The organism is Quadrisphaera sp. DSM 44207 (assembly GCF_900101335.1).
GTDB lineage: Bacteria > Actinomycetota > Actinomycetes > Actinomycetales > Quadrisphaeraceae > DSM-44207.
This window is the reverse complement of record NZ_FNKA01000001.1, coordinates 1,039,694-1,051,504: the sequence shown is the minus strand read 5'-3', so window position 1 is coordinate 1,051,504 and position 11,811 is coordinate 1,039,694. Positions and strand designations below refer to the sequence as shown.

Sequence of the window (11,811 nt, the reverse complement as noted above, 5' to 3'; positions counted from 1 at the left end):
ATAGAACAATGCAGAACCACAACGGGTTCCACACATCCCCACCCCCGACGGCGGAGGTCCGGTGTACGCAGCGGAGCGTCAGGAGGCGATCGCCGGCCTGGTGCGCTCGCGCGGCCGCGTCGCCGTCAGCGACGTCGCGGTCTCCTTCGGGGTGACGACAGAGACCGTCCGGCGCGACCTGGGGCTGCTGGAGCGCACGGGCCTGGTGCGCCGCGTGCACGGCGGGGCGGTGGCGACGTCGGCGCTGAGCGTGCTCGAGCCCGGCGTGCTCGAGCGCGAGTCCACGGCCGCCGAGGCCAAGGAGCGCATCGCCGCCCGCGCCGTGGAGCTCGTGCCGCCGCGCGGCAGCGTGCTGCTGGACGCCGGCACGACGACCGCGCGCCTGGCCGGGCTGCTGCCGACCGACCGCGACCTGCTGGTGGTGACCAACGCCGTGCCGGTGGCCGCGCGCCTGGCCGGCGCGCGCGGCGTGCGGCTGCACCTGCTCGGGGGCCGGGTGCGCGGGCGCACGCAGGCGGCCGTGGGCGAGGAGGCCCTGCGGGCGCTGGCCGACCTGCGCGTCGACGTCGCGTTCGTGGGCACCAACGCGCTCAGCCTGCGCTTCGGCCTGAGCACGCCGGACCACGACGAGGCCGCCGTCAAGCGCGCGGCGGTGGCCGCGGCGCAGCGCGTCATCGTGCTCGCCGACTCCTCGAAGGTCGGGCGCGAGCAGCTGGTGCGCTTCGCCGACCTCGACGCCGTCGACGTCCTCGTCACCGACGACGGGATCGACCCCCGTGACGTGGCGGACCTCCGGGCCCGCGAGGTGGAGGTGCTCATCGCATGATCGTCACCCTGACCGCCAACCCCAGCCTCGACCGCACGGTGGAGCTGGGCGGGGCGCTGCGGCGCGGGGAGGTGCTGCGGGCGACCTCGGCGACCGCCGAGCCGGGCGGCAAGGGCGTCAACGTGGTGCGGGCCGTCACCGCCGCGGGCCGCCTCGCGGTCGCCGTGCTCCCCGCCGGGCACGACGACCCCGTGGTGCTGGCGCTGCGCGAGCTGGGGATCCCGCACCGCGCGGTGCCCGTGCCGCTGCCCTCGCGCACGAACCTGACCGTCACCGAGCCGGACGGCACCACCACGAAGATCAACGAGCCGGGGCAGCCGCTGGGCCCGGACGTGCTGGACGGCCTGGCGCAGGCGCTGCTGCGCGAGGCCGCCGGCGCCCGCTGGGCCGTGCTGTCCGGCTCGCTGCCGCCCGGCCCGCCGCCCGGCTGGTACGCCGAGCTCGTCGCGGCCCTGCGCGCCACCGCCTGCTCGGTCGCCGTCGACACCTCCGGCGCCCCGCTGGCCGCGCTGCTGGCCGCCGGCCCGCGCTCCGCGCCCGACCTGCTCAAGCCCAACGCCGAGGAGCTCGCCGAGGCCGTCGGCGCCGACCCCGCCGACCTGGACGGCGACCCGGCCGCGACGGCCGCGGCCGCCGCCGAGCTCGTGCGCCGCGGCACGGGCGCCGTCCTGGCCACGCTCGGCGCGCAGGGCGCCGTCCTCGTGACCGCCGACGGCGCCTGGCGGGCCTCGCCGCCGCCGGTGACGGCCCGCAGCACCGTCGGCGCGGGCGACTCGGCGCTCTCCGGCTACCTGCTCGCCGACCTGGCCGGCGCCGACGAGGCCGAGCGGCTGCGCCTCGCCGTCGCCTACGGCTCAGCCGCCGCGGCCCTGCCCGGCTCGCAGCTGCCGACCCCGCAGGACGCCCGCCCCGCCGACGTCGCCGTCGACGTCCTCGCCGCCCCGCCCGCCTCGAACCTCCCGCACCCGCAGCCCGACCGGCACCGCCCGCACGACCCGAACGGCGCCCGCACCCCCCTCCGCCCGCTCGGCTGACACCCACGGAAGGACGGCCATGCCCCAGCTCATCACCGCCGACCTGGTCGCGCTCGACGCGGACCTCGGCGCCGCCAAGGAGGAGGTCATCCGCTCGCTCGCGCGGCGGGTGGCCACCGCCGGCAGGTCCGGCGACCCGGACGGCCTGCTCGCCGACGCCATGGCCCGCGAGGCCCAGTCGGCCACCGGCCTGCCCGGCGGCATCGCCATCCCGCACTGCCGCAGCGAGCACGTGACCGAGGCCTCGCTCGCCTTCGCCCGCCTGCGCCCGCGGGTCGACTTCGGCGCCCCCGACGCCCCGGCCGACCTCGTCTTCCTCATCGCCGCGCCCGCCGGCGGCGGCGCCGAGCACCTGACGCTGCTGGCGTCCCTGGCGAGGGCGCTGGTGCGGCCCGACTTCACCGCCGCCCTGCGGGCCGCGGCCACGCCCGCGGACGTCGTCGCCCTCGTCGGGGACGTCGTCCAGCCCGCCCCCGCCGCGGCGCCGGCCGGGGCCCGCGCCGCGGGCGCCACCCCGGCGGGCGCGGCGGGGGCGACGGCCGGATCGACGGCCGGGCCGACGGCGGCAGCGGCCGCCGCGGGCGGGGCCACCGCCGGCGCGGCCACCGCGAGCGCGGCGGCGACGGCCGTGGCCACCACCCCGGCCGGCACCCAGGACGGGCGCCCCACCGGCGCCGTCGCGGGCACGGCGACGGTGCCCGCCCAGGGCCGCCGGATCGTCGCGGTGACCGCGTGCCCGACCGGCATCGCGCACACCTACATGGCGGCCGACTCCCTCGTGGCCGCCGGCGAGCGCGCCGGCGTCACCGTGACCGTGGAGACGCAGGGCTCGGCCGGCTCCACGCCGTTGCCCCCGGACACCATCTCCGGCGCGGACGCCGTGATCTTCGCCACCGACGTCGGCGTGCGCGACCGCACCCGCTTCGCCGGCAAGCCGGTGGTCTCCTCCGGCGTCAAGCGGGCCATCAACGACCCCGACGGCATGGTCCGCGAGGCGCTGCGCGCGGCCGACGACCCCGCCTCCACCCGGGTGGAGGGGGCCGTGAGCACGCCCGGCGGCACCGCGGCGGCGGGCGGCGCGGCGGGCGGCGCCGCGAGCCAGGTCGGCTTCGGCACCCGCCTGCGCCAGTGGCTGCTCACCGGCGTCAGCTACATGATCCCCTTCGTCGCCGCCGGCGGCCTGCTGATCGCCCTCGGCTTCCTCTTCGGCGGGTACGACATCGCCCTCGCGGGCGAGGACGGCGTCTCGGCGGCCGACCGGATCGTCGGGGAGAACTCCCTGACGAACCTGCCCGCGGGCGGCCTGCTCGAGTACCTCGGCGCCGTCCTGTTCAGCCTCGGCGCCCTCGCCTTCGGCTTCCTGGTGCCGGCGCTGGCCGGCTACATCTCCTACGCCATCGCCGACCGGCCCGGCATCGCGCCCGGGTTCGCCGCCGGCGCGGTCGCGAACGCCGTGGGCGCCGGTTTCATCGGCGGCCTCGTCGGCGGGCTGATCGCCGGCGCCGCGGCGCTGGCCATCAGCCGCATCTCGGTGCCCCGCTGGGGCCGCGGCCTCATGCCGGTGGTGATCATCCCGCTGTTCGCGACGCTGATCGCGGGCGGGCTGATGTTCCTCGTCCTGGGCCGGCCCCTCGCCGCCGCGACCACCGGGCTGGGGAACTGGCTGAGCGGGCTGTCCGGCACCTCCTCGGTCGTGCTCGGCATCGTCATCGGCCTGATGATGGCCTTCGACATGGGCGGGCCGGTCAACAAGGCCGCCTACGCCTTCGGCGCGGCCGGCCTGTCCGCCGCGACGGCCGCCAACGAGGGCCCGCTCGTCATCATGGCCACCGTCATGGCCGCCGGCATGGTGCCGCCGCTGGCGCTCGCGCTGGCCGTGGCCCTGCGCCCGAAGACCTTCAGCCCCGCCGAGCGCGAGAACGGCAGGACCAACTGGCTGTTGGGCGCCTCGTTCATCACCGAGGGCGCCATCCCGTTCGCCGCGGCGGACCCGCTGCGCGTGATCCCCTCGATCATGGTGGGATCGGCCGTGACCGGCGCCGTCGTCGCCGCCAGCGGCGTCACGCTCCGCGCTCCGCACGGCGGGATCTTCGTGCTCTTCGCCATCGACGGGGTCCTGGTGTTCCTGCTGGCCCTCGTCGCCGGCACCGTGGTGGGCGCGCTCGCCGTGCTCGTCACCAAGCGGCTGGGCCGGCGCACGGCCGAGCTGGACGCCTGACCGACCGCCGTCCCCGCCCCACCCCCTGAGGAGGACCCGTGCCCAGCACCACCGTCACCGTCGGATCGTCCGTCGGCCTGCACGCCCGCCCCGCCGGCCTGATCGCCCAGGCCGCCACGGCGGCCGGCGCGCCCGTCACCCTCGCCGTCGCCGGCGGCCAGCCGGTGGACGCCGGCTCGGCGCTGATGATCATGACGCTGGGCGCCCGGCAGGGCGACCAGGTCGTCGTCACCAGCGAGGACGACGCGGCCCTGAAGACCGTCGCCGACCTCGTCGCCGCCGACCTGGACGCCTGACGCCTCAGCGCCCGGTCACCGCCCGGTCACCGCCCGATCGTCGTCCGGTCACCGACCGGCGCCCCCGCCCCCCTCCCCGCCGCGCGCGGGAGCGGGGGCGTGCGCGTCGAGGAACTGGTAGACGGCCGTGGAGTCCACGCCCGCGCAGGAGTCCGCCGGCAGCGTCGCCAGCAGGCTCGCGGGGGTGCGGGCGTTCGCCCACGAGCGGCCCTGCCAGCGCGAGGCCGCGCGCGCCGGTGGCGTGCGGCAGCACGTCGGGTCCGGGCAGCGCGACGAGCCGCGCTCGGGGGTCTCGCGCCCCCGGAACCAGCGCACGTGCGCGTACGGCACCCCGACGGCGACCGAGTGCTCCTGCCCGCCGGAGGTCTGCGTGCGCGCGGTGCACCAGAACGTGCCCGAGACGGTGTCGGTGTACTGGTAGTACGGGCTGAGCTGGTCGGGGATGTCGAAGACGACCCGCGCCGTCCAGCGCCGGCACACCGGCTGCCCCTCCACGGCGCCGAGGGCGTCGGCCGGGAAGCGGACGCCGTCGTTCTCGTAGGCCTTGTGGATGGTGCCGGCCCGGTCGACCTTCATGAAGTGCACCGGGACGTCCAGGTGCCGGGTGGCCAGGTTGGTGAAGCGGTGCGCCGCGGTCTCGTAGGGCACCGCGAACGCGTCGCGCAGGTCCTCGATCGACAGGGCCCGGGCGGCCTTGGCCCGCGTCAGGAAGTCCACGGCGCTGTCCTCGGGCACCATCATCGCCGCCGAGAGGTAGTTCGACTCCACCCGCTGGCGCAGCAGGTCGCTGTAGCTGGTGGGCTCCGAGTGGCCGAGCACGTGGCTGGACAGCGCCTGCAGCAGCAGCGAGCGCGGGTCCCCCGAGCCGGCGGTGCGCTGGTGCGGCAGGTAGATGCGCCCGTGCGCGAGGTCCGTGACCGAGCGCGTGGAGTGCGGCAGGTCCGTGACGTAGTGCAGCGAGAAGCCGAGGTGGGCGGCGATGTCGGCGGCGGCCCGCTGCGACAGCGGCCCGCCGGGGTGCCCGATCGCGGCGAGGATGCGCCGGGCGTGCTCCTCCATCTCGGGGAAGTGGTTGTCCTGCTCGCGCATGGTGCGCCGCAGCTCGGCGTTCGCCCGGCGCGCCTCCTCCGGGGTCGCCGCGCGCTCCTCGTGCAGGCGCAGGATCTCCTCCTGCAGCCCGACGATCAGCTCCAGGGCGTCGGTGGGCAGCGACCTGCCCACCCTGACCGGCGGCAGGCCGAGGGGCTCGAAGACGCCGGCGCGCTGGTGGCGCTCGAGGGCGATCTCCAGGGAGTCCCGGCGGCTGGGCGGCGCGGCGTCCAGCAGCTCCGACAGCGGCGCTCCCAGCGCGGCCGCCACGGACTGCAGCAGCGACAGCCTCGGCTCCCGCTTGCCGTTCTCCAGCACCGAGATCTGGGACGGCGCGCGCCCCACGGACGCCGCGAGCGCCTCGAGGGTCATCCCGCGGGCGGTGCGCAGGTGGCGCACGCGGCGTCCGATGGTCAGGGGGTCCACGGGGCGGGTCGGCGGCGTGGGCGGCGCGGTGGTCACCGGTGCGACCCTGGCACACGGCGCCGCTTCTCACCAGCAGAAGATCTGCGGATCTTTCCCCTCGACCGGGTTGAGCGGGCCGGAAACCGGCGGTGATGGTGGTGGTGCGGCGAGGACTGCCGCGGCTTTCCGATCCAGGAGGAACCATGACCGCCACCACCGAGCGCCCGCGCTCCACCTCGACCGCCCTGCCGGGCGCCCAGACCGAGACCGCGGCGGACCTCGCCCGCGCCTGGCAGGAGGACCCGCGCTGGACGGGTGTGATGCGCGACTACAGCGCCGAGGACGTGGTGGCGCTGCGCGCCAGCGTGCGGATCGAGCACACCCTGGCCCGGCGCGGCGCCGCGCGGCTGTGGGAGCTGCTGCACACCCGCGAGTGGGTCCCGGCCCTGGGCGCCTTCACCGGCAACCAGGCCGTCCAGCAGGTGCGCGCCGGACTGGAGGCGATCTACCTCTCCGGCTGGCAGGTCGCCGCGGACGCCAACCTGTCCGGGCAGACCTACCCGGACCAGTCCCTCTACCCGGCCAACTCCGTGCCCGCCGTCGTCCGGCGCATCAACAACGCCCTGCTGCGCGCCGACCAGGTCGAGCGCACCGACGCCAGGGGGGACGGCGCCGGCCGCGACTGGATGGTGCCGGTCGTCGCGGACGCCGAGGCGGGCTTCGGCGGTCCGCTGAACGCCTACGAGCTGATGCAGGGGATGGTCGAGGCCGGCGCGGCCGGGGTGCACTGGGAGGACCAGCTGGCGTCGGAGAAGAAGTGCGGCCACCTGGGCGGCAAGGTCCTGATCCCGACCAGCCAGCACGTGCGCACGCTGAACGCCGCGCGGCTCGCCGCCGACGTGGCCGGCGTCCCGACCGTCCTCATCGCCCGCACCGACTCCCTGGCGGCGGACCTGCTGACCTCCGACGTGGACCCCCGCGACCAGGAGTTCGCCACCGGGGAGCGCACCCCCGAGGGCTTCTTCCGCGTCCGCCCCGGCATCGAGACCGCGATCATGCGCGGCCGGGCGTACGCGCCCTACGCCGACCTGCTGTGGATGGAGACCTCCGAGCCCGACCTGGACGCCGCCCGCCGCTACGCGGAGGCGATCAAGGCGGACTTCCCGGACCAGATGCTCGCGTACAACTGCTCGCCGTCCTTCAACTGGAAGCGGCACCTGGACGACGCGACGATCGCGCGCTTCCAGAAGGAGCTGGCCTCCTACGGCTACGCCTTCCAGTTCATCACCCTGGCCGGCTTCCACGCGGTGAACCACTCCATGTTCACCCTCGCCAGGGGCTACCGGGAGAGCGCGATGAGCGCCTACGTGCAGCTGCAGGAGGCCGAGTTCGCCGCCGAGGCCGACGGCTACACCGCCACGCGCCACCAGCGCGAGGTCGGCACCGGCTACTTCGACCGCGTCTCCACCGTCCTCAACCCCTCGGGCAGCACGCTCGCCCTGGCGGGGTCCACCGAGACCGCCCAGTTCTCCTGACCGGCCCCCGACCCCGCCCGCCCCGACCCCAGGAGACCGCCGTGGCGCTGACCGCCGACCGCACCTGGACCATCACCCTGCCCCCGACCCCGCCCTCCGCCGCCCCCGCCCCCGCCGAGCCGACCGGACGCCGGCCCCTGCTGCAGGTGCTCGGGCCCATGAGCCCCCGGTACGCCGACGTGCTCACCCCCGAGGCGCTGGAGTTCCTCAGCGCCCTGCACACCCGCTTCGCCGGCGCCCGCCACGAGCTGCTCGTGCGCCGCCAGGAGCGGCGGGCGGGCATCACCGAGGGCGCCGACCCGTGCTTCCTGCCCGAGACCGCCGCCGTGCGCGCCGACCCGACGTGGCAGGTGGCCGGCGCCGGCCCGGGCCTGGAGGACCGCCGCGTGCAGATCGCCGGGCCGACGGACCCGAGGACGGCGGTCGACGCGCTGGGCTCCGGCGCCTCGGTGTGGCTGGCCGACCTCGAGGACGCCACCTCGCCGACGTGGGAGAACGTCATGGGCGGCCAGCTGGTGCTGCGCGACGCCGTGCGCGGGCGCCTGAGCTGCACCGACGCCGACGGGCGCGAGCACCACGCGGACCCGCGCTCCGGGCGCACCCCGACGATCGTCGTCCGCCCCCGCGGGTGGCAGCTGACCGAGAAGCACCTGTGCTACGTCGACCGCGCCGGGCACCGCAGCCCGGCGTCCGCCTCGCTCGTCGACGTCGGGCTGCACCTGTTCCACAACGCGCGCGAGCTCATCGCCTGCGGTGCCGGGCCGTACTTCTCCCTGCCCAAGCTGGAGGGCCACCTCGAGGCGCGGCTGTGGAACGAGGTGTTCGTCGCCGCGCAGCAGGAGCTCGGCCTCCCGCGCGGGACGATCCGGGCGACCGTCCTGATCGAGACGGTGACCGCGGCGTTCGAGATGGAGGAGATCCTCCACGAGCTGCGCGAGCACTGCGCCGGGCTGGACGCCGGCCGCTGGGACTACCTGTTCTCCCTGGTCAAGGGCTTCCGCGACCGCGGTCCGGAGTTCGTCCTGCCCGACCGGGAGGCGATCTGCACGACCGCGCCTCCGCTGCGGACCTTCGCGGAGCTGCTGGTCGAGACCTGCCACCGCCGCGGCGCGCACGCCCTCGGCGGCATGAGCGCCGTCGCTCCGCAGCCGCAGGACCCGGCGGCGACGGCGCGGGCGCTCGCCGAGGTCGCCGCCGACGAGCGGCGCGAGGCGGCCGCCGGCTTCGACGGCACCTGGGTGGCGCACCCCGCGCTGGTCGCGGTGGCGCGCGCGCAGTTCGACGCCGTCCTCGGCGAGCGGCCGCACCAGGTCGTGCGCCCGGCGAGCGGGCGGCGCGAGGAGGCCGCCACCGCCGCGCAGCTGCTGGACGTCGGGGCCCTCGGCGGGCGGGTCACGGACGCCGGGCTGCGGCGGGCCACGGCGACCGCCGTCCGGTACCTGGACGCCTGGCTGCGCGGGCGCGGCGCGCTGCTCCTCGACGGGCTCGTCGAGGACGCCGCGACCGCGGAGATCTCCCGCTCCCTGGTGTGGCAGTGGGTGCGTCACGAGGTGACGACCGCGGAGGGCGCGCGCGTCACGCGCGAGCACGCCGAGGCGGTGCTGGCGCAGGTGCTCGCGGAGCTGCCGCGCACCCCGGGGGACCGGGTCGACGAGGCGGCGGAGGTCTTCCGCGAGGTGGCGCTGGGGGAGGAGTTCCCGACGTTCCTCACCGTCGCGGCCTACGGCCGCCACCTGGTGCAGCAGCGCGAGCCGCTCGCCTGACCCCCGGAGCGCGTCAGCACCACGGCGACGAGGAGGTCGCCGTGGTGCTGACGCCCAGTGCGCTGACCCGCGGTGCGCTGACCCGCGGTGCCGGCGCGCGGGGCTCAGCAGGTGCCCGTGGTCACCGCGGCCGGCGCCGAGGGCGCGGAGCTCCACGCGCCGCGGGTGCCGAGGACGCGGTAGGTGTACTGCGTGAAGTTGAAGACGCTGGTGTCGCGGTAGCTGGTCGCGCCGGCCGCGGCGGTGCCGACCGCCGTCCAGGTGGTGGAGCTGCCCGTGCGCCGCTCCACGCGGTACCCGGCGCGGTCGTCCGCGGCGCCGGTCCACCGCACGTCGATCCCGACGATGGTCAGCACGCAGCTGTTGCGCACCGACACCGAGGTCGGAGCGACCAGCACGGCGGTGCGCACCGCGTGGCCGCGGCTGGCCGACGCGGCGAAGCGGGCGGCGGCGGGACCCGCCGTGACGGCCAGGACCACCACCACCGTCGCCCCGGCCGTCGCGGCCAGGCCGGCGCGGCGCAGCCCGCGGCGGTGCCCGGTGCTGTGGGCGGCGGCGCGCGCCAGCGGCCGGCGCGGCGCCGGGCGGCGCGCGGGACGGCGGGGGCCGGGCGCCCGCCAGATCCACCGCAGCGCCGCGGCGGCGAGGAGCGCCGGAGCGAGCACGGACGTCGCCGCCCACGGCGGTCCGGACCGCAGCGCCCCCAGCGCGCGCCCGAGGTGCGGCGCGGAGGCGACCACGACCCAGACGCCGTCGCTGAGCAGCTCGGCGTCCCACGGGTCGCGCCCCGGGTTGGCGTCGCCCTGGGTCTGCACCCGCGTGACGCCGTCGGTGTGCGCCACCTCGACGACGCGGTGCGTGAGCACGCGCGCCGCCTCGGTCGGCTCGTGGAAGGTGATGACGTCGCCCGCGCGCAGCGAGCCGGTGGGGCGCAGCTCCTCCAGGAGCAGGCTGCCCGCCGGCATCGCGGGCGCCATGGAGCCGGTCCACACCGCGACCAGCCGGTACCCGGAGCGCCCCGCCACCAGGGTCAGGACCAGCACGGCGAGGGCCAGGACCAGCAGTCCCGTGCTCGCGTGCCGCAGGGCGGGGCGCCGGTCGGTCACGACGCGTCGAAGGTGTACGTGATCGAGGTCATCTGGTTCTCGAACGCGTTGCCCGCCGTGCTGGGCAGGCGCAGCGTCAGCAGCACGTGGTCGGTGCCGCCCGGAGCGGTCGAGGCCATGCCGGCCAGCGCCGCCGGAGGGCTGATGCTGATGGGGCGCTCGGACAGGACCTCGGTGACCGCGCCCGCGCCGCCAGCGCCGTCGGAGCACGTGTAGGAGAGGTCCGGGCTCGTGCCCGACTCCACCCACGGGCCCGAGCAGCGCTCGAGCCTGGCCTGCAGGCCGTTGACGGCGTCGGTGTCGAGCAGCGAGCTGCTGATGACCGTCGTGCGCACCGTGTAGGCGGAGAAGGTGCTCCTCCCCGCGTTCGTGATGTCGAAGGCGCGGCGGACCACCGCGCCCGGCTGGACGTCCAGGGCGTCGAGGCCCAGCCGGTTCGTGGCCGCGCCCGTGGCCCCCAGCACGAGCTCCGAGACGCTGGTGCTCACCGTGTGGCCGCGGCTGACGCTCGCGGTGAAGCTCGCGTGGGTGCCGGTCACCGCCAGCACCCCCGCTGCGCCGAGCGCGGCGGTGCTCAGCGCCACCTTGCGGCCCGTGCCGACCCCGGGTGCGCGGGCCCGGCCCGCCGTCGTCTCCTCGCCCATCGCGGGCACCCCCTTCTGCCGGGTCGTGGCGGGGGCGGAGCCCCCGCGTCCGCAGTCCTCATCGGCAGCGGGCGCAGCGGTCTTGACGGTCGTGCGCGACCGCTCCGGGTGCGCGCTCACGAGCCGTTGAAGGTGTAGGTGATCGCGCTCATCTGGTTCTGGAAGGAGTTGTCCGCCGTCGCCGGCAGGGTCACCGTCAGCAGCATGTGGTCGGTGCCCCCGGGGGCGGCCGAGAGCATCCCGGACAGCGGCACGGCCGTCATCGCCACGCGCCGCGCGGGCAGCGCGAGCGCCGTCGTGCCCGGGCAGGTGTAGGCCAGGGCCGGGCCGGTCCCGGTCTCGGTCCACGGCGCGGAGCAGCGCTCCAGCTTCACCTGCAGCCCGTTCGTGCCGTCCGTGTCGAGCAGCGAGCTGGTGGTCGCGGTCGTGGAGACGGTGTAGGCCGCGAAGGCGGCGGTGCCGCTGTTGGTGACGTCGAAGGCGCGGCGGTAGACGTCGCCCGGCGCGAGGGCGAGGGCGTCGACGCCCAGCCGGTTCGCCGCCGTCCCCGTCGCGCCCAGCTCCAGCAGCGGCACGGCGGTGGTCACGGTGTGCCCGCGGCTGACGCTGGCGGTGAAGCTCGCGTAGGTGCCGCTCACCGCCAGAGCGCCGGAGGTCCCGAGGACCGCGGTGCTGAGCAGCAGCTTGCGCCGCTCGCCCAGCCTCCGGTGCCGCCTGGTGCCTCGTGCGTGCCGCGCCGCGTGGTCCACGTCTCCCCCGTCGTCCGTGCCGGCGCACCGGTCCGCGCCGTTCCCCCGGACGGGTGTCGACAGGACGGGCGGTGCGCTTCACCCCCGCCCCGTCGGCCGTCCGGCCGAGGGAGTGCTCGACAGGCTGTCGACATCTGCATACAGTC

General features: G+C 76.8%; 10 protein-coding genes. 6 read left to right on the top strand and 4 right to left on the bottom strand.

The features are described 5' to 3' along the window. Nucleotides 1-61 precede the first annotated feature (61 nt). The 4 genes from BLS82_RS05000 to BLS82_RS04985 are packed head-to-tail and all read left to right on the top strand — an operon-like array spanning nucleotide 62 to nucleotide 4,374. Nucleotides 62-826, top strand: coding sequence for a DeoR/GlpR family DNA-binding transcription regulator (locus BLS82_RS05000; RefSeq protein WP_092862025.1), 765 nt, complete (start codon nucleotides 62-64; stop codon nucleotides 824-826). After that, nucleotides 823-1,860, top strand: a complete 1,038-nt coding sequence (locus tag BLS82_RS04995) for a 1-phosphofructokinase family hexose kinase (protein ID WP_092862023.1) — start codon at nucleotides 823-825, stop codon at nucleotides 1,858-1,860. Before BLS82_RS05000 ends, BLS82_RS04995 begins: the two co-directional genes overlap by 4 nt. A 19-nt stretch (nucleotides 1,861-1,879) precedes the next feature. Next, nucleotides 1,880-4,078 carry a PTS fructose transporter subunit IIABC gene (locus BLS82_RS04990; protein ID WP_092862021.1) on the top strand — a complete coding sequence of 733 codons (2,199 nt, stop codon included), beginning with the start codon at nucleotides 1,880-1,882 and terminating at the stop codon, nucleotides 4,076-4,078. Nucleotides 4,079-4,116: 38 nt separating this feature from the next. After that, on the top strand, nucleotides 4,117-4,374 hold the full coding sequence (locus tag BLS82_RS04985; RefSeq protein WP_092862019.1) for an HPr family phosphocarrier protein: 258 nt from the start codon (nucleotides 4,117-4,119) through the stop codon (nucleotides 4,372-4,374). 48 nt (nucleotides 4,375-4,422) lie between these two features. On the opposite strand, the gene BLS82_RS04980 is transcribed toward BLS82_RS04985, so the two are convergent. Beyond that, nucleotides 4,423-5,925, bottom strand: coding sequence for a helix-turn-helix transcriptional regulator (locus tag BLS82_RS04980; RefSeq protein WP_255378116.1), 1,503 nt, complete (start codon nucleotides 5,923-5,925; stop codon nucleotides 4,423-4,425). 146 nt (nucleotides 5,926-6,071) lie between these two features. Here BLS82_RS04980 and aceA point away from each other — a divergent pair, with 146 nt between their 5' ends. Then, on the top strand, nucleotides 6,072-7,403 hold the full coding sequence (aceA, locus tag BLS82_RS04975) for an isocitrate lyase (RefSeq protein ID WP_092862017.1): 1,332 nt from the start codon (nucleotides 6,072-6,074) through the stop codon (nucleotides 7,401-7,403). 41 nt (nucleotides 7,404-7,444) lie between these two features. Beyond that, nucleotides 7,445-9,166, top strand: a complete 1,722-nt coding sequence (gene aceB, locus BLS82_RS04970) for a malate synthase A (RefSeq protein ID WP_218123570.1) — start codon at nucleotides 7,445-7,447, stop codon at nucleotides 9,164-9,166. 104 nt (nucleotides 9,167-9,270) lie between these two features. Here aceB and BLS82_RS04965 read toward each other — a convergent pair whose 3' ends face one another. Genes BLS82_RS04965 through BLS82_RS04960 form a run of 3 tightly spaced genes read right to left on the bottom strand, consistent with a single transcriptional unit; the run spans nucleotide 9,271 to nucleotide 11,554 of the window. Further along, nucleotides 9,271-10,272, bottom strand: a complete 1,002-nt coding sequence (locus BLS82_RS04965) for a signal peptidase I (RefSeq protein ID WP_143028744.1) — start codon at nucleotides 10,270-10,272, stop codon at nucleotides 9,271-9,273. Beyond that, nucleotides 10,269-11,036: a hypothetical protein gene (locus tag BLS82_RS15220; protein WP_143028743.1), complete on the bottom strand. Its 768-nt coding sequence runs from the start codon at nucleotides 11,034-11,036 to the stop codon at nucleotides 10,269-10,271. The genes BLS82_RS04965 and BLS82_RS15220 overlap by 4 nt, the downstream gene beginning before the upstream one ends. Then, on the bottom strand, nucleotides 11,033-11,554 hold the full coding sequence (locus BLS82_RS04960; RefSeq protein WP_143028742.1) for a hypothetical protein: 522 nt from the start codon (nucleotides 11,552-11,554) through the stop codon (nucleotides 11,033-11,035). Before BLS82_RS04960 ends, BLS82_RS15220 begins: the two co-directional genes overlap by 4 nt. Between the last annotated feature and the right edge of the window lie 257 nt (nucleotides 11,555-11,811).